The 16,272-nt window shown below is 72.7% G+C and carries 21 protein-coding genes and 1 pseudogene; 15 read left to right on the top strand and 7 right to left on the bottom strand.

Annotation, left to right across the window (positions count from 1 at the left end):
* Positions 1–40 precede the first annotated feature (40 nt).
* Genes NLX85_RS13195 through NLX85_RS13185 form a run of 3 tightly spaced genes read left to right on the top strand, consistent with a single transcriptional unit; the run spans position 41 to position 3,841 of the window.
* Positions 41–847, top strand: coding sequence for a hypothetical protein (locus NLX85_RS13195; RefSeq protein ID WP_091318321.1), 807 nt, complete (start codon positions 41–43; stop codon positions 845–847).
* A gap of 10 nt (positions 848–857) precedes the next feature.
* Positions 858–2,771 (top strand): fumarate reductase/succinate dehydrogenase flavoprotein subunit, encoded by a 1,914-nt coding sequence (locus NLX85_RS13190; protein ID WP_254334885.1) that lies wholly within the window; start codon positions 858–860, stop codon positions 2,769–2,771.
* Entirely contained in the window at positions 2,771–3,841 is a 1,071-nt protein-coding gene (locus NLX85_RS13185; protein WP_254334876.1) for a succinate dehydrogenase/fumarate reductase iron-sulfur subunit, read from the top strand. Before NLX85_RS13190 ends, NLX85_RS13185 begins: the two co-directional genes overlap by 1 nt.
* A gap of 85 nt (positions 3,842–3,926) precedes the next feature.
* On the opposite strand, the gene NLX85_RS13180 is transcribed toward NLX85_RS13185, so the two are convergent.
* Positions 3,927–4,364 carry a (deoxy)nucleoside triphosphate pyrophosphohydrolase gene (locus NLX85_RS13180; protein WP_308210719.1) on the bottom strand — a complete coding sequence of 146 codons (438 nt, stop codon included), beginning with the start codon at positions 4,362–4,364 and terminating at the stop codon, positions 3,927–3,929.
* Positions 4,365–4,548: 184 nt separating this feature from the next.
* Between NLX85_RS13180 and NLX85_RS13175 the strand changes: the two genes are divergently transcribed.
* From NLX85_RS13175 to NLX85_RS13160, 4 genes are all read left to right on the top strand, one after another.
* Positions 4,549–4,857, top strand: coding sequence for a 4a-hydroxytetrahydrobiopterin dehydratase (locus tag NLX85_RS13175; protein ID WP_212832392.1), 309 nt, complete (start codon positions 4,549–4,551; stop codon positions 4,855–4,857).
* Between the two features lie 131 nt (positions 4,858–4,988).
* Complete coding sequence (locus NLX85_RS13170) at positions 4,989–5,321, top strand: hypothetical protein (protein WP_254334874.1); 333 nt, start codon at positions 4,989–4,991, stop codon at positions 5,319–5,321.
* A gap of 77 nt (positions 5,322–5,398) precedes the next feature.
* Complete coding sequence (locus NLX85_RS13165; protein ID WP_091318309.1) at positions 5,399–5,761, top strand: PH domain-containing protein; 363 nt, start codon at positions 5,399–5,401, stop codon at positions 5,759–5,761.
* Between the two features lies 1 nt (position 5,762).
* A complete protein-coding gene (locus tag NLX85_RS13160; protein WP_254334871.1) occupies positions 5,763–6,488 on the top strand; it encodes a class I SAM-dependent methyltransferase in 726 nt (241 codons plus the stop codon).
* A 21-nt stretch (positions 6,489–6,509) separates the two neighbouring features.
* Here NLX85_RS13160 and NLX85_RS13155 read toward each other — a convergent pair whose 3' ends face one another.
* On the bottom strand, positions 6,510–6,965 hold the full coding sequence (locus NLX85_RS13155; RefSeq protein WP_254334869.1) for a hypothetical protein: 456 nt from the start codon (positions 6,963–6,965) through the stop codon (positions 6,510–6,512).
* 61 nt (positions 6,966–7,026) lie between these two features.
* Here NLX85_RS13155 and NLX85_RS13150 point away from each other — a divergent pair, with 61 nt between their 5' ends.
* The 4 genes from NLX85_RS13150 (at position 7,027) to NLX85_RS13135 (ending at position 9,534) form a co-directional block, all read left to right on the top strand.
* Positions 7,027–7,743, top strand: coding sequence for a vancomycin high temperature exclusion protein (locus NLX85_RS13150; RefSeq protein ID WP_254334867.1), 717 nt, complete (start codon positions 7,027–7,029; stop codon positions 7,741–7,743).
* A 33-nt stretch (positions 7,744–7,776) separates the two neighbouring features.
* On the top strand, positions 7,777–8,142 hold the full coding sequence (locus NLX85_RS13145) for a hypothetical protein (RefSeq protein ID WP_254334865.1): 366 nt from the start codon (positions 7,777–7,779) through the stop codon (positions 8,140–8,142).
* Positions 8,143–8,232: 90 nt separating this feature from the next.
* Complete coding sequence (locus NLX85_RS13140; RefSeq protein ID WP_254334863.1) at positions 8,233–8,799, top strand: GNAT family N-acetyltransferase; 567 nt, start codon at positions 8,233–8,235, stop codon at positions 8,797–8,799.
* Positions 8,800–9,534, top strand: a complete 735-nt coding sequence (locus NLX85_RS13135; protein ID WP_254334861.1) for a VOC family protein — start codon at positions 8,800–8,802, stop codon at positions 9,532–9,534.
* Positions 9,535–9,552: 18 nt separating this feature from the next.
* Here the strand turns inward: NLX85_RS13135 and NLX85_RS13130 are convergent, their stop codons facing one another.
* Positions 9,553–10,329 carry a DinB family protein gene (locus tag NLX85_RS13130; protein ID WP_254334859.1) on the bottom strand — a complete coding sequence of 259 codons (777 nt, stop codon included), beginning with the start codon at positions 10,327–10,329 and terminating at the stop codon, positions 9,553–9,555.
* Between the two features lie 97 nt (positions 10,330–10,426).
* On the opposite strand from NLX85_RS13130, the gene NLX85_RS13125 reads away from it, so the two are divergent.
* Complete coding sequence (locus NLX85_RS13125; RefSeq protein WP_254334857.1) at positions 10,427–10,924, top strand: GNAT family N-acetyltransferase; 498 nt, start codon at positions 10,427–10,429, stop codon at positions 10,922–10,924.
* A gap of 103 nt (positions 10,925–11,027) precedes the next feature.
* Here the strand turns inward: NLX85_RS13125 and ychF are convergent, their stop codons facing one another.
* The 3 genes from ychF to NLX85_RS13110 form a co-directional block, all read right to left on the bottom strand.
* Entirely contained in the window at positions 11,028–12,113 is a 1,086-nt protein-coding gene (gene ychF, locus NLX85_RS13120; RefSeq protein ID WP_254334855.1) for a redox-regulated ATPase YchF, read from the bottom strand.
* A gap of 99 nt (positions 12,114–12,212) precedes the next feature.
* Positions 12,213–12,950 (bottom strand): peptidase E, encoded by a 738-nt coding sequence (locus NLX85_RS13115; protein WP_254334848.1) that lies wholly within the window; start codon positions 12,948–12,950, stop codon positions 12,213–12,215.
* Between the two features lie 31 nt (positions 12,951–12,981).
* A complete protein-coding gene (locus NLX85_RS13110; protein ID WP_254334846.1) occupies positions 12,982–13,494 on the bottom strand; it encodes a MarR family winged helix-turn-helix transcriptional regulator in 513 nt (170 codons plus the stop codon).
* A 94-nt stretch (positions 13,495–13,588) separates the two neighbouring features.
* On the opposite strand from NLX85_RS13110, the pseudogene NLX85_RS13105 reads away from it, so the two are divergent.
* A pseudogene (locus NLX85_RS13105) lies at positions 13,589–14,362 on the top strand (EamA family transporter); the annotation flags it as partial.
* A gap of 224 nt (positions 14,363–14,586) precedes the next feature.
* On the opposite strand, the gene NLX85_RS13100 reads toward NLX85_RS13105, so the two are convergent.
* Complete coding sequence (locus NLX85_RS13100) at positions 14,587–15,051, bottom strand: hypothetical protein (protein WP_254334845.1); 465 nt, start codon at positions 15,049–15,051, stop codon at positions 14,587–14,589.
* Positions 15,052–15,225: 174 nt separating this feature from the next.
* On the opposite strand from NLX85_RS13100, the gene NLX85_RS13095 reads away from it, so the two are divergent.
* The gene (locus tag NLX85_RS13095; RefSeq protein WP_254334844.1) at positions 15,226–15,735 is read left to right on the top strand and encodes a SigE family RNA polymerase sigma factor; all 510 of its coding nucleotides are present in this window, start codon (positions 15,226–15,228) and stop codon (positions 15,733–15,735) included.
* Positions 15,732–16,220 (top strand): hypothetical protein, encoded by a 489-nt coding sequence (locus tag NLX85_RS13090; RefSeq protein ID WP_254334838.1) that lies wholly within the window; start codon positions 15,732–15,734, stop codon positions 16,218–16,220. Before NLX85_RS13095 ends, NLX85_RS13090 begins: the two co-directional genes overlap by 4 nt.
* The last annotated feature ends 52 nt before the right edge of the window (positions 16,221–16,272 follow it).

The following is a 16,272-nucleotide window of genomic DNA, read 5'->3' as shown; positions in this document are numbered from 1 at the left end:
ATCCGCCGCCCCGCGAGGGCGCCGTCAGGGAGACGACTGAATGACATCAACGGCAACGAGGCCGCGAGGGGCGCGGGCACGCGCCGCGATAGCGGCCAAGACGTTGCGAACCGACCGCTGGTGGTTCGCGCCACTGATCACCGTCGTCGGGCTCAGCGCCTGGGTCATCTACGCGACGGTCCGGGTCTTCATGCACAAGTGGTACTGGGTGGACCAGTACCACTACCTGACGCCGTTCTACTCCCCCTGCGTCACCGAGCGGTGCGTCGAGGGCTCCTCGCACTTCGGCAGCTTCCTGCCGGGCTGGTGGATCATCCCGGACGCGGCGCTGACCCTGCCGTTCCTGCTGCTGTTCCGGCTCACCTGCTACTACTACCGCAAGGCGTACTACCGGTCGTTCTGGCTGTCGCCGCCGGCCTGCGCCGTGCCGGACGGGCACCAGGCGTACGGCGGGGAGACCCGGTTCCCGCTGCTCGGCCAGAACCTGCACCGCTACTTCTTCTACGCCGCCGCGATCATCTCGCTGATCAACACCTACGACGCCATCTACGCGTTCCACTCGCCCAAGGGCTTCGGCTTCGGCCTGGGGAACATCGTCCTGCTGGTCAACGTGGTGATGCTCTGGGCGTACACGATCTCCTGCCACTCCTGCCGGCACATCATCGGCGGGCGGCTCAAGCACTTCTCCAAGCACCCGCTGCGCTACCGGGCCTGGACCGGCGTGTCCTGGCTGAACGTCCGGCACATGCAGCTCGCCTGGATCACCCTCGGCACCCTGGCCCTGACCGACTTCTACGTCATGGCGGTGGCGGCCGGCTGGTTCAACGACCTGCGGTTCATCAACTGAGAGCCTGGACATGACTGAGACGCGAATCGAACGACACCACTACGACGTCGTCGTGATCGGGGCCGGCGGCGCCGGCCTGCGCGCGGCGATCGAGGCCCGGCTCGCCGGCAAGAAGACCGCGATCATCTCGAAGTCGCTGTTCGGCAAGGCCCACACCGTGATGGCCGAGGGTGGCGCCGCGGCCGCCATGGGCAACGTGAACTCCCGGGACAACTGGCAGGTGCACTTCCGGGACACCATGCGCGGCGGCAAGTTCCTCAACAACTTCCGGATGGCCGAGCTGCACGCGAAGGAGTCGCCGCAGCGGATCTGGGAGCTGGAGACGTACGGGGCGCTCTTCGACCGCACCAAGGACGGGAAGATCTCCCAGCGCAACTTCGGCGGCCACGAGTACCCGCGGCTGGCGCACGTCGGCGACCGGACCGGCCTGGAGCTGATCCGCACCCTCCAGCAGAAGATCGTCTCGCTCCAGCAGGAGGACAAGCGGGAGTTCGGCGACTACGAGGCCCGCATCCGGGTCTTCTCCGAGACCACCATCACCGAGCTGCTGCTCGACGGCGACCGCGTCGCCGGCGCGTTCGGCTACTACCGCGAGTCCGGCGAGTTCATCCTCTTCGAGGCCCCGGCCGTGGTCCTCGCGACCGGCGGCGTCGGCCGCTCCTACAAGGTCACCTCGAACTCCTGGGAGTACACCGGGGACGGTCACGCCCTCGCGCTGCGCTCCGGGGCGACCCTCATCAACATGGAGTTCCTCCAGTTCCACCCGACCGGCATGGTCTGGCCGCCCTCGGTGAAGGGCATCCTGGTCACCGAGTCGGTCCGCGGCGACGGCGGGGTGCTGAAGAACTCCGAGGGCAAGCGGTTCATGTTCGACTACGTCCCCGACGTGTTCCGCAAGCAGTACGCGGACAACGAGGCCGAGGCGGACCGCTGGTACAAGGACCCGGACAACAACCGGCGCCCGCCGGAGCTGCTGCCCCGCGACGAGGTCGCCCGCGCCATCAACAGTGAGGTCAAGGAGGGTCGGGGCACGCCGGCCGGCGGCGTCTACCTGGACATCGCCTCCCGGCTGCCGGCCGAGGAGATCCGCCGCCGGCTGCCCTCGATGTACCACCAGTTCAAGGAGCTGGCCGACGTCGACATCACCAAGGAGCCCATGGAGGTCGGCCCGACCTGCCACTACGTGATGGGTGGCGTCGAGGTGGACCCGGACTCCGGAGCGGCGTACGGCACCGTGCGCGGGCTCTTCGCGGCCGGTGAGGTCTCCGGCGGCATGCACGGCTCCAACCGGCTCGGCGGCAACTCGCTGTCCGACCTGCTGGTCTTCGGCAAGCGAGCGGGCGGCCACGCCGCCTCGTACGCCGACCAGCTCACCTCGCGCCCGGCGGTGTCGGTGCGGGCGGTGGAGGCCGCGGTGGAGACGGCGCTGGCCCCGCTCCAGCGGGACACCGGCGAGAGCCCGTACGCCCTCCAGCAGGACCTCCAGGCGGTGATGGGCGACCTCGTCGGCATCATCCGGCGGGAGGGCGAGCTGGTCGACGCGCTGGCCCGGCTGGCCGAGCTGCGCGAGCGGGTGGCAAAGGTGAGCGCGGCCGGCGGCCGGCGCTACAACCCGGGCTGGCACCTCGCCCTGGACCTGCGCAACATGCTGGTGGTCTCGGAGTGCACCGCGAAGGCCGCGCTGGAGCGGCAGGAGTCGCGCGGCGGGCACACCCGGGAGGACTACCCGGGCATGGACCCGAAGTGGCGGCGGGTCAACCTGGTCTGCTCGCTCGACGGCGACGCGGTCCGGCTGACCCAGAAGCCGCTGCCGAAGATGCGCGCGGAGCTGATCTCCCTGTTCGACCGGGCCGAGCTGGCCAAGTACCTGACCGACGAGGAACTCGCCGAGTTCGACGCCCTCACCCAGGAGGCGGGCAACTGATGGGAACCAAGCGACCCTTCCGCATCTGGCGGGGCGACGAGAACGGCGGCGACCTGCGCGACTACACCGTCGAGGTGAACGAGGGCGAGGTCGTCCTCGACGTGATCCACCGGCTCCAGGCCACCGATGCGCCGGATCTGGCGTGCCGGTGGAACTGCAAGGCCGGCAAGTGCGGCTCCTGCTCCATGGAGATCAACGGCAAGCCCCGGCTGAGCTGCATGACCCGGATGTCGACGTTCGAGGAGGGCGAGACCGTCACGGTCACGCCGCTGCGCACCTTCCCGGTCATCCGGGACCTGGTCACCGACGTCTCGTTCAACTACGAGAAGGCGCGGGAGACCCCGGCGTTCGCGCCGCCGGCCGACGTGGCCCCCGGTGACTACCGGATGCAGCAGGTGGACGTCGAGCGCTCGCAGGAGTTCCGCAAGTGCATCGAGTGCTTCCTCTGCCAGAACGTCTGCCACGTGATCCGCGACCACGAGGAGAACAAGCAGGCGTTCTCCGGTCCGCGGTTCTTCATCCGGGCCGCCGAGCTGGACATGCACCCGCTCGACGCGAAGACCGACCGCAAGGAGTACGCGCAGTCCGAGATGGGTCTCGGATTCTGCAACATCACCAAGTGCTGCACCGAGGTCTGCCCGGAGCACATCAAGATCACTGACAACGGGATCATCCCCATGAAGGAGCGGGTCGTCGACCGCAGGTACGATCCCCTTGTGTGGCTTGGTAGCAAGATCTTCCGGAGGGGTCAGGTGCCTCAGACCAGCGTGACCAGCGGGCATTCGAGCGGTGCCGTGACCGCGAGCGCCGTCCACGGCGGGGTGCACTCGCACGCCGGCGGCTCGCACGACGCGGTGGCCGAGCGGCAGGCGCAGCAGGGCGTCAACTGGCACCGCGAGGTGCCGCACCCGACCGCCCCCGCGGTCGACGTCAACGGCAAGCTGCCGCTGACCGAACTGACCTTCGACCGGGCCGCCGCGCCGTCGCCGTTCGGCGACGACGTGACCTTCCCGCTGCCGCCGGAGCACCTGAACTTCGCCCACCCGCAGCAGGACGAGCCGAAGCACTGAGCAGCACGCCGACAACGATGACGGGGGCCGCGGCACATGCCGCCGGCCCCCGTCCCGTTTCCGCCCCCACGTCCGCTTCCGGCGCTCAGGCGCGGGCGAGCAGCGGGCGCAGCGCGGCGACGATCGGCACGTCGGCCGGCAGCCAGGGGACGGCGTCGAGTTCGGCGGCGGAGAGCCAGCGCAACTCGGAGTGCTCCAGGGCCTTGGGTTCGTCACCGTGGAGCAGGCGGGCCAGGTACACCCGGAGGACGGAACGGCCGTGGGCCATCCGCACGTCGCGGCCGAGCCGGTCGCCGACCTCCACGCGGACGCCGAGTTCCTCGGCGCACTCGCGGACCAGCGCGTCGGTCTCGATCTCTCCCGGCTCCACCTTGCCGCCGGGAAACTCCCAGCGACCGGCCACCTCCGGCGGCGCGGAGCGCTCGCAGGCGAGGACCCTGCCATCCATGATGATCGCGGCGCCGACGACCACTCTGGGCTCCCGTCGGTCCTGCCCGTTCCCGCTAACCCGTTCGGTCCGCACGGGCGTCCAGCGTGCCAGATCAATCGGCGGTTTGGGTAGCTGAGTCGGCCGTCAGGTCAGCAGAACACGGAAGTGTGGGCGTGGACACACCATCTGTGCGACGACAGACTAGAGGGCGTCGACTGGGACACGGGATGGCGACGATTTGGCCACAAGCCGGCAACGACGCCTGGGAGGTGCGGTGATGCGCGTGCTGTTCAACGGCCGGGCGAAGCACGACTACCTCAGCGACGCCCTCGCCCTGCTGTCCGGTTGGACCCGCGAAGGCGAGCAGATCCGACGCACGCTCGTGCTCGACGACACCCAGCACGCCGCGCTCACCGAGCGGGTCGCGGTGGTGGCCGACGCGCTGCGGCTGCGCCCGGAGATCAGCCGCCGGGCCGACCGCACCCACATCAAGGTGGGCCACGGTGACGGCGAGCCGCTCACCGAAGGTGAGGTGCTGCTGGCCGCGCGCATCGAGGACGCGGTCCGCGCGGTCACCGCCCCCTGAGCGGTTTCCTGACAGGTTCCTGAAAGTTTCCGGTTAGCAACTAAATCCGAATGGGTAGGACTTCCGTGACAGGGAGCCGCAAGGTTCCCGAAAACGACGGAATGTGCGATAACCCCTTTTAGGAGCTGACCATGACGACGCCCACCGCGGCCACGAACCGGGCAACCGACCACGTGCACACCGACCACGTCGACCGCGACGTCCGGCACCCGCACCGGCACGGCGAGGAGACCAAGCCGGCCTGGAAGACCACCGAGCTGGCCGTCTACCTGCTCTCCGTCATCGGCGTCCTGATCGCCTCGAACGCCGTCGGCGACGGCGCCTCGAACAACGGGGGCGACTACTTCGCCGCCGACAAGGCCTGGTGGTACATCACCCTGCTGACCGTCGGTTACCTGATCAGCCGCGGCCTGGCCAAGGCCGGCAGCCGCAGCCGCGACCACGACCCGCGCGTCGACCACTGACCCACGACTCCGGCAGCCCCGTCCACGAGGACGGGGCTGCCGTCGTTCACTGGCGCACCCCACCTACCGTCGGGGACATGGCCGACCCGACGTACGACCGCAGGGAACAGTTCCAGCAGATCCAGAGCGGGCTCCTGCCCGGGGAGCAGATCATCGCGGTCTACGACGCGATCGGCACGGGCACCGGGTTCATCGGCCTGACCGACCGCCGGGTGATCATCCAGGACCGCTCCTTCGTCGGGAAGCGGTACGCCATCACCAGCATCCCGTACGCGAAGATCACCAGCGTGAGCGTGGTGAGCAACAAGTCGTGGGGCGGCTCGTTCTTCTCCACCGGTGCGATCGCCGTCCACGTCGGCACGCACACCTACGAGGTGGAGTTCCGGGGCGCGCAGAAGGCCCACCACGTGCACAACGTCATCCTCCACCACATCTCCTGACGTGCCGGTCGACCTGTCGGCGGCGCTCTACGACGCGGAGAACGCGTGGGGGCGCGACGACGACTTCTTCCTCCGCTTCGTCGGGGCGGCGCCGAGCCGCGTCCTCGACCTCGGCTGCGGCACCGGCCGGCTCACCGTGGCCCTGGCCGCCGCCGGCCACCGGGTCACCGGCGTCGACCCGGAACCGGACTCGCTCGCCGCGGCCCGGGCCAAGCCGGGCGGCGACCGGGTCACCTGGATCTCCGGCACCGCCGCCGTGCTGCCCGACGCGGCGTACGACGTGGCAGTGCTGACCAGCCACGTGGCGCAGGAGATCCGGGAGGACGGCGCGTGGGCGGACACCCTCCGGCACCTGCGCCGGGTCCTCGTCGACGGCGGCCGGCTGGCCTTCGACTCACGCGATCCGGCCGCGCGACGCTGGGAGCGGTGGAACCCCGCCGACTCCCGCCGCCGGATCGCCCTGCCCGACGGTACGACCGTGGACGGCTGGACCGAGCTGACCGAGGTCCGCGACGGCCTGGTCGGCTTCCTGCACCACTACCTGCTGCCCGGCGGCACAGCGGTGCGCAGCCCCGGCACGCTGCGCTTCCGCACGGAGGCGGAGCTGCGGGCCGCCCTGGCCGGGGCGGGTTTCACCGTCGACCGGGTGCTCGGCGGCTGGGCCGGGGAGCCGGCCGGCGCGAGCGACGACGGAGAGCTGATCGTGCTCGCCCGCGCGGCGCGGTGACCCCGGGCCGCGAGGACCGGGTCAGCGCCGGTAGGCCAACCGGAAGTCGAGCGCCCAGTCGGTCCCGTTTTCGGACCGCTCCCAGCGGCCGTCGATCGCGGCGCCGTCCTTGCGCAGCGTCCCGGTGAACCGCTGGTGGAAGCCGGGCGCCGCCCGCCACATCCGCCAGTGGCCGTCGCCGAACGTCATCCGGTAGACCCGGTGCACCCCGCGGGCGTCGGCGTAGAGCACCGTGAACTCCTCCCCCGCGTCGTCCAGGCCGATGAGCTGGGTGGTGGGGAGGGGATTGTTCTCCCGCCAGGCCCGCGGCGCCGTCTCCGGCACCGGCTCGGCGTCGCTGAACTGGCGGAGGAACCGGCCGTCCTCCACCCAGGCGAACTCCGTCCAGCCGGCGCCGAGGCCCTCGACCTCGGGCTGCACGCTCCACCGGCCGACGAGCACGTCGAGCCGCGCGAGCGCAGGATGCCGCTTCCCCATCCTCGTCCTCCTCCTGCCGCGGGGAACCCGGTGCTCGCCGCCGCCTGACAGAATCGCCCGCATGCGAGGGCTGTTCGCAAGGGTCAGGGAGTGGCGCACCAGCCGCAGACCGACCGTACGCCGGATCCGCCGTGCCCTGGTGGTGGTCGTCGCCGGCGCGGCGCTGCTGGCCGCCGGCACCGCGGCCTGTGTGGTGTGGGTCCGCGGCGGCGCCGAGGGGCACCTGTTCGCCGAGGCCGACGTGCCGGAAGCCCCGGTCGCCCTGGTCCTGGGCACCAAGGTGGAGGCCGACGGCACCCCGTCGCCGTTCCTCGCCGGCCGGCTGGAGATCGCGCAGCGGCTCTACGCCGCCGGCAAGGTCCGGGTCATCCTGGTCTCCGGCGACCACATGAACTACGACTACGCCGAGCCCGACGCGATGCGGCGCTGGCTGGTCGACCGGGGCGTGCCGGCGGAGAAGGTGGTGCTGGACCACGCCGGCTTCGACACCTACGACTCCTGCGCGCGGGCCCGGCGCGTCTTCGGCGTGGAGCGGGCCACCGTGGTCACCCAGTCCTTCCACCTGCCCCGCGCCGTGGCGCTCTGCCGGCACCTCGGTGTGGCGGCCAACGGCGTGGGCGACGACACCGCCCGCCGGTACGCGGACCGGTGGCGGGTCAGCGCCACCCGGGAGTACGGCGCCTGCGTGAAGGCCGCGGTGGACGTGCTGTCCGGTCGCGATCCCGTCCACCTGGGCCGCCGGGAGACCGGAGTGGACGACGCCCTGCGCGCGGGGTGACGTTCGGCGTCCGGGCGGCGGTAGGGTCGCGGCGTGGTGAAGCTGGCCGAGGAGACGTTGGTGGCGGTCGGTCGGATGACCGTGGCGGCGACCGAGCTGGAGCACGTGCTGTCCCGGATCGGCGCGGGTGACGCGGACGCCGACGAGATCTTCGCGCGAGCCGGGGCGCCGCTGGTCGCGGCCCGCGCGGCGGCGTTGTCCGCCGGGCCGGCGTTCCGCGAGGAGTACGCCAACCTCGTCGAGGGGGCGGCCACCCAACTGGCCGTGGGCCAGGCCGCGCTGCGGGCCGTGTGGCGCGGCGGCCGGACCGACCCCGCGCTGTTCGACGAGATCACCGTGCGCCTGCTGCGCTGCCGGGACGCCCTGCACGAACGAATCCTCGTCCCGACCGAGGGTTGAGCGAGCCGTCTCTCCGGAGTCGAGGGACGGCCCGGGCGCCGGCCTTCGGGCGGGGTCGGGCGCCGGCCCGATCGGAGCTATCGTCGCCGGATGCCCGAACTGATCGCGCCCACCGTCCGGCTGCACGCCGCCTGGCTGGCGGCCCACCAGGAGTGGGGTCCCGGCCGCCACGAGGACGGCTTCGGGCTGCGCCCCGCCGACGAGGTGGTCTCCCCCGCCGGCTTCGCCGCCTGGGTGGCGCGGATGGCCGAGGAGGCGCACCGGGCGCCGGATCCGGGCGGGGTGCGGTGCACGTACCGGTGGATCGTCGAGGGCGACCGCGTGCTCGGCGGGATCGCGTTGCGGCACGAACTCGACGACTTCCTGCTGCGGGTCGGCGGCCACATCGGCTACGGCATCAGGCCGTCGGCGCGGCGGCGGGGCCTGGCCACCTGGGCGCTCGGCCGGATGCTGGAGGAGGCACGCGGCCTCGGCCTGGACCGGGTGCTGGTCACGTGCGCGGACGGGAACGTCGCCTCGGCCCGGACGATCGAGCGCCAGGGTGGCGTCCTCGAGGACATCCGGGACACCGAACTGGGCCGCGCGCGGCGCTACTGGATCACGCTCCAGGTCGGTCCGGGCACCACCGCCGACTCGACGGGCCCTAACATCACCTGAATGGCAACGCGGCTTGTTCAGATCAACATGAAGGCTCGGGACGACTCCGCGCTGGGCGCTTTCTGGGCGGCGGCGCTCGGCTGGGAGGTCTCCAGCGAGGGACCGGGGGTGACCAACCTCGAACCCGAGGGCTTCGTCTACCCCGACCCCGTCGCCGTCTGCCTCGACCTCATCGCCTCCCCGGAACCCAAGACGGTGAAGAACCGCGTCCACGTCGACCTCGCCACCACCTCGGCGGCCCACCAGGCGGAGGTGGTCACGCGCCTGAAGGATCTCGGCGCGACACCCGCCGACGTGGGCCAGGGCGACGTCCCATGGACGGTCATGGCCGACCCGGAGGGCAACGAGTTCTGCGTGCTGGACCCCCGACCGCTTTACCGGGACACCGGACCGATCGCCACGGTCGTGGTCGACTGCGCGGATCCGCGGGCCATGGCCCGCTTCTGGGGCGAGGCCATGGACTGGACCCTGCACGAGGTGACCGACCACGACGCGGTGCTGCGCTCCGCCAAGGGCATCGGCCCCTATCTGCGGTTCCTCCGCACACCCGACCCGAAGATCGGGTGGAACCGCGTCCACCTCGACGTCCGCCCCTATCCGGGCGACGACCTGGAGGCCGAGGCGGCCAGACTGCGCACGCTCGGCGCCACCGCCGTCGACCTGGACCAGGATGTCCCGTGGAAGGTCCTCGCCGACCCGGAGGGCAACGAGTTCTGCCTCCTGACCCCGGCCTGACCCTCGTCAGCCCGCCCCCTACGCCCCGCGGGCCTCCAGCGTGGCCAGGTCGCGTCGGGCGTACAGCCGGTGCTCCCACTCCTCGTTGAGGACGATCAGCAGGCACTTCCGCACCGGGTAGCTGCGCGGCTCCGGCCAGCCGGGGCCCTCCACCGGGGCGGTGTGGCCGTCCAGCGACTCGTCGGTCAGGCCCTCGATGACCTGGCGCACCGTGGACATCCGGTCGCGGCGCAGCGCCAGAACCGCCCCGAGGGAGGGTCGGGCGGCCCGGTCCCGCGGCACGCCGGGAAGGTCCGGCATCTCGTCCCAGGGGAGGTCCAGAGGGTCCCACGGTGACGGGTCGCCGAGGATGGCCCGCCCCACCCATGAGTCGGTGGCGAAGACGAGGTGCCGCAGCGTCTCGATGAACGACCACTCACCGTCGACCGACTCATGCAGCAGCTCGGGTCGCAGCCGACCGGCCCGTTCGACGGTCTCACCCCAGAGCCGCTCGAGAATGTCCCACGCCTCGCGGAAGCCGGCGGGGTCGGTCGGGCGCATCCTGGGCCGGTCCGGGTAGCGCCGGTCCAGCTCCGCCTCCACCAGCGGCCCGACGTCGACGCCGTTGATCGTCAGGTTCTCAATCTCGCCGTGGATGTCCACGCCGACCAGGTCGACGCCGCGCATGGTGACCCCGCTCAGGTCGACCCCACGGAACCGGGCGCCGGACAGGTCGACGGTGTGGAGCTGGGCGCCGCTGAGGTCGACGCGCTCGAACCGGGAGCCGCGCAGATCGGCGGCAGTGAATTCAGCCACGCGAGCAGGCTAACCTCGGGCACCGGCACTCCGCGCTCCCGGCGACGGCTCGTACAGTTCCGTCGTGGACAGTCGAGGTTCCGGCAACGAGGAGTTGGTGACCGCACGGCTGTCACTGCGCCGCCCCACTCCCGCCGACATCGACCTGATCCACGCCATCCACAGTGACCCGCGAGCCTGTGCCCACAACCCGACCGACATGCTGAGCACCCGCGCCGAGGCGGAGGACCGCTACCGGCGGTGGGAAGAGCACTGGCAGCGCTGGGGCTTCGGGTACAGGGTCGTCCACGCCGATGGAAGACGCCTCGGCTTCTGCGGCATCAAGGTCATGACGTTGAGGCGTCGCGAGGTCCTCAACCTGTTCTATCGCCTCGACCCGTCCGCCTGGGGCGATGGGATAGCCACCGAAGCGGCCACCGCCGTCGTCGGTTGGGCCACCGCCCATGGCCCCCGCCATCCCGTCATCGCCCGGGTCCGGCCCGAGAACACGGGCTCCCAGCGGGTCGCTGTGCGAGCGGGCCTCCATCGCGCCGAACACCTCGACAGCCACGGGGAGGACGGCCTCGACTGGATCTTCACGTCGCACTGGCCCTGAGAGTCCTCGCGCAGCGGGTCCACCAACCGGATGCTCACCGACCTGCGCGCCCACCCCACCGAGTGGGAGAACCACACCCTCGAACGCTTCCTGGGGGCGGGATTCAGACGTTGAAGCGGAACTCCACCACGTCGCCGTCCTGCATGACGTACTCCTTGCCCTCGATCCGGACCTTGCCGGCGGCCTTCGCCGCCGCCATCGATCCGGCATCGACCAGGTCGGCGTAGGAGACCACCTCGGCCTTGATGAAGCCGCGCTGGAAGTCGCTGTGGATGACCCCGGCGGCCTCCGGCGCGGTCGCGCCGACCGGGACGGTCCAGGCCCGCGCCTCCTTGGGGCCGGCCGTCAGGTACGTCTGGAGCCCGAGCGTGCGGAAGCCGACCCGGACGAGCTGGTCCAGCCCCGGCTCGGACTGCCCGATCGACTCCAGCAGCTCGCGGGCCTCGTCCTCGGGCAGGTCCACCAGCTCGGACTCGATCTTGGCGTCCATGAAGACCGCCTCGGCGGGCGCGACCAGGCCGCGCAGCTCGTCGAGGAACTCGGCGTTGCCCAGCTCGGCCTCGTCGACGTTGAACACGTAGAGGAACGGCTTCGTGGTGAGCAGGTGCAGCTCGCGCAGGTGCTCCAGCTCGATCTTGGCGGCGGCGGCGCCCGCGTACAGGGTGGTGCCGCCGTCCAGGACCTCGACGGCCTTCTTGGCGGCCTCGACCGCGGCGGCCCGGTCCTTGCGGAGCTTGGCCTCCTTCTCGAGCCGGGGCAGCGCCTTCTCCAGCGTCTGGATGTCGGCCAGGATCAGCTCGGTGTTGATCGTCTCGATGTCGTCGGCCGGGGAGACCTTGCCGTCGACGTGCACCACGTTCGGGTCGGAGAAGGCCCGCACCACCTGGCAGATCGCCGAGGCGTCGCGGATGTTGGCCAGGAACGCGTTGCCCCGACCCTGCCCCTTGGAGGCGCCCCGGACCAGGCCGGCGATGTCGACGAACGAGACCGGCGCCGGCAGCACCTTCTGCGAGGAGAAGATCTCGGCCAGCTTGGCCAGCCGCTCGTCGGGGAGCCCGACCACGCCGACGTTCGGCTCGATGGTGGCGAACGGGTAGTTCGCGGCGAGCACGTCGTTCTTGGTCAGCGCGTTGAACAGGGTGCTCTTGCCCACGTTGGGCAGGCCGACGATGCCGATGGTGAGACTCACGACGAGCCAGCTTACGCGGTTCGCCGCCGGCACCGGGCAGGCAGGTCCGCCCGGGCCGGAATTGGGACGGCCGTCACCGCCTGCCGGTGCGCCCCGCGGTCAGGCGGCCAGCAGGCGCGGCTCGATCCGGGTCTCGCGCACGCTGCCGTCCTCGGCGCGGGCCAGCTCGTACGCGGCCACGCCCTCCCGGTCAGCGACCGCTTCGGCGAGCCGGGTGCCCCGGTAGATCAACCCGACGCCGTCGTCGGTGCAGTGGCTGGTCGGCAGCGTGCCGTCGCCGACCAGCCGGTGCATGAGCGGCCGGCGCTGGTCCTCGCTGTCGTAGTGCACGCCGTTGCCGTACGGGAGCCAGCCCAGCCCCTCGGTGAACGGCCGCAGGGTCGGGCCGTAGCTGTCGGTGGCGCCGCCGACGTGCCAGCAGATCGACCCGGCGGAGACCCCGCCGAGCACCACGCCGGCCTCCCAGCACTCGCGCAGGATGTCCGGCAGGCCGTGCACCCGCCACACCGCGCAGAGGTTGGCCACGCTGCCGCCGCCGACCCAGATGATGTCCTGCGCGAGCAGGTGGGCGCGGATGTCCTCGACGTTGGGCATCGGGTAGAGCGCCAGGTGGGACGGGCGGAACCGGGTGCCGGCGAAGGCGCCGTAGAACACGGTGAACGAGGTGGGCTGGTCGCCGACCGCCTGGTTGAGGTAGCAGACCCGGGGCGCGTCGCCGGCCTGCGCCAGATCGGCCATCAGGTCGAAGAGCTGGCTGGGCCGGGCGTCCCAGGGGCCGCGGTGCCGGCTGAAGAAGCCCATGCTGGTGGCGACGATTGTGGGTTCGGTGGCGGGCATGGCCGTCCTTCCGGTCGGTTGACGATCGAGATCATCCTGCCCGATCCGGCGGCTCCGCCTCGGCCGCGGCGAGCAGGTCGCGCAGCAGGTCGGCCAGCCGGTCCCGGTCGGCCGGGGGCAGCGCGTCGAGGATCCGCCGCTGCACCTCCAGCCCGGCCTCGGCCGACTCCTCGACCACCCGGCGACCGGCGTCGGTGAGGCTGACCCGCAGCGCCCGCCGGTCGGCCGGGTCGGGCGAGCGCCGGACCAGGCCGGCCCGCTCCAGCCGGTCGAGCCGGCCGGTCATCCCGCCGGAGGTGAGCATCAGCGAGGCCGCGAGCGCCTTCGGCGCGAGGGTGTACGGCGGGCCGGACCGGCGCAGCGCGGCGAGCACGTCGAACTCGCCCCGGCCGATGCCCCAGCCGGCGTACACCTTCTCCTGGCGGTCGCCGACCAGCCGGGCCAGCCGGTAGATGCGGCCGAAGACGGCCATCGGCTCGGGCCGCATGCCGGCCCGCTCCCGGCGCCACTGTTCGACGATCAGGTCCACGTCGTCCGTTGCCACGGCTGTCGATTGTGCCGCACCTCGCACTTCCGTTTTCACTCGGGACTGACTAGCTTAGCTCTAAGCTACTTAGCGCCGAGGGAAGAAGGCCGTCATGACCCGCCGTTGGACCGACGCCGCGCTCACCGCCGTCGCCCCGACCACCTGGGGCACCACCTACCTCGTCACCGCCGAGCTGCTGCCCGCCGACCGGCCGCTCTGGTCCGGCGCGATCCGCGCCCTGCCGGCCGGCCTGCTGCTGCTCGCGCTGACCCGCCGGCGGCCGCACGGCGTCTGGTGGGGGCGGGCCGCAGTGCTCGGCGCGCTCAACATCGGGGCGTTCTTCCCGCTGCTCTTCGTCGCCGCGTACCGGCTGCCCGGCGGCACGGCGGCCGTGCTCGGGGCCGCCCAGCCGCTGCTGGTCGCCGCGCTCACCGTCGCCCTGCTCCGCGACCGGCCCGGCCGGCCGGCGCTGCTCGCCGCCCTCGCCGCCCCGGCCGGGGTCGCCCTCGTGGTGCTGCGGCCCGGCGCCGGCCTCGACCCGCTCGGCGTCGCCGCCGGCCTGGCCGGCACCGCGGCGATGGCCGCCGGCCTGGTGCTCACCCGCCGCTGGGGCCGGCCGCCCGGGGTGGGCACCCTGGCCGCGACCAGCTGGCAGCTCGTCGCCGGTGGCCTGCTGATCGTGCCGGTCGCCGCCGCCGTCGAGGGCGCGCCGCCCGCGCCGGACGGTCCGGCCCTGCTCGGGTACGCCTGGCTCGGGCTGGTCGGCACCGCGCTGGCGTACGCGCTGTGGTTCCGGGGTGCGGCCCGCCTGCCGGTGACCCGGGTGTCGGTGCTCGGCGCGCTCAGCCCGCTGACCGCCGCGACCCTCGGCTGGCTGGTGCTGGGGCAGGCGCTCAGCCCGACCCAGCTCGCCGGCTTCGCGGTGGCGGTCGCCGCCATGGTGCTCGGCCAGCTCCCGGACCGGACCGCGCGCGGCGAGCGGGGCGGCCAGCCGGCGCGCCGCCGACTGATCGGCCAACCCGCACGCGGCCGGCTGGTCGGGCAGCCGACGCGCGGTCGGCTCGTCGGCCAGCCCGCGCGCGGCCGGCTGGTCGGTCGGCCGGCGCGTAGTCAGCCGGCGCGTAGCCGGCGCCAGGCGTCGGCCGGGGCCTCGGCGGCCACACCCTCGGGCAGCGCGCCGGGCGGCAGTTCCGCCGCCGCGGCGAGCGGCAACGTGAACCGGTGCGCGGCGGACGGCGCGGCCGCGTAGGACTGGTCGAGCAGCCAGCGGACCTCGTCGACCGTCCAGCCCAGCCCGGCCCGGCCGGCGAGCTCCCGGACCAGCCGCAGGCCGACCCGGGTGTCGTCGTCGTAGAAGCGCATGCACCAGTGGTGTGCCCACATGCCGAGCGCGCGCAGCCCGGCCGCGTCGAGCGAGCCGACCAGCCGGCCGCAGGCGGTGTCGGGAAAGGCGCGCCCCGGGTCGTCGGCCCGGTCCCGTTCGATCGCCCCGTAGGCGGCCGGCGCCACCACACGCATCCGGTCGTAGAAGCCCTGCACCACCGCACCGTCCAGCCGTGTCCGCCCCGACCGCATCAGCGGACACCCCGCCCGGCCACGCTCGCCATGCCCCGCACCTTTTCTTGAGTTGGTGGCGGGACCGTACCGGCCACTACCGACACTTTCCCCGGCGAAATCCGTTGCCACGCCAGGGATAGCTGGCCTGAGCTGGGGCGTCTGTATCTGTGACGACGACGAGCGGGAGGGTGGGTGGACGAGGACGACCGGGCCCGGCTGGCCGAGTTCGTGACCAGCCGCACGCCGGCGCTGATGCGGGTGGCCTACCTGCTCACCGGCGACCGGCACGCGGCCGAGGACCTGTTCCAGTCGGCGCTGGCCAGGACCATCCCGAGATGGCGGGCGCTGCGGCACGCCGACCCGGAGGGCTACCTGCGCACGGTCATGTACCGGGAGCAGGTGAGCTGGTGGCGGCGGCTGGGGCGACGCCGGGAGACGGCGCTCACCGGGGCCGACGAGACGGTCCAGCCGGACCCGAGCGGCGGCACGGACGTACGCCTGGCGATGCGGGCGGCGCTGCGGCTGCTGCCGCCGGCCCAGCGCACGGTGCTGGTCCTGCGCTACTACGAGGACCTCACCGAGACCCAGGTCGCCGAGGCGCTGGGCTGCACGGTCGGCACGGTACGCAGCCGGACCCATCGTGCGGTGACCCGGCTGCGCCAACTGCTGCCGGACGTCGAAATCCTGGAGGTACGGCGGTGACCACGCCCTTCGAGGACCTCATCCGCGCCACCCTCTCCGACCTGGCCGAGGAGGCACCCCGAGTGCAGGACCAGTTGACCCCGGCGGAACGCCGGTTCCGGAACCGCCGGCGCACCACGCTGACGCTCGGCGCGGCGGGCGTGGTGGCCGCCGCGCTGATCGGCGCGCCGATCGCGATGGCGGCCGGCGGCGGGGACGCGCCCCGCCCGGCGGCCCCGCCGTCGGCACCGCCGACCCCCGTGGCCGTGTCCCCGTCCCCCGCCGAACCCACGGCGGTCCCGTCGCCGAGCGGCCCGCCGACGGCCGTGCCGAGCCCGCCCGGTGACCCGACGGCCCCCTCCCCCAGCGCCTCGTCACCGGGCCGGCCCGGCGGCCCCCTGCCCAGCCCGACCCGGCCGGGCGAACCCACCCCGGTCCCCTCTCCCAGCGGCGGCCCGGGCGAGCCCGAGCCCTTGCCCACCCCCTCCCCGACCCCGCGCGACTGACCCGCTCACCCCCGCCCGCCCGGCCACCCGGCGGGCGGGGGTGAGCGGTCGC

The organism is Micromonospora sp. A3M-1-15, assembly GCF_024213425.1.
Classification (GTDB): Bacteria; Actinomycetota; Actinomycetes; order Mycobacteriales; family Micromonosporaceae; genus Micromonospora; species Micromonospora chersina.
The sequence above is the reverse complement of the archived record's forward strand: the minus strand, read 5'-3'. Positions and strand labels throughout refer to the sequence as shown.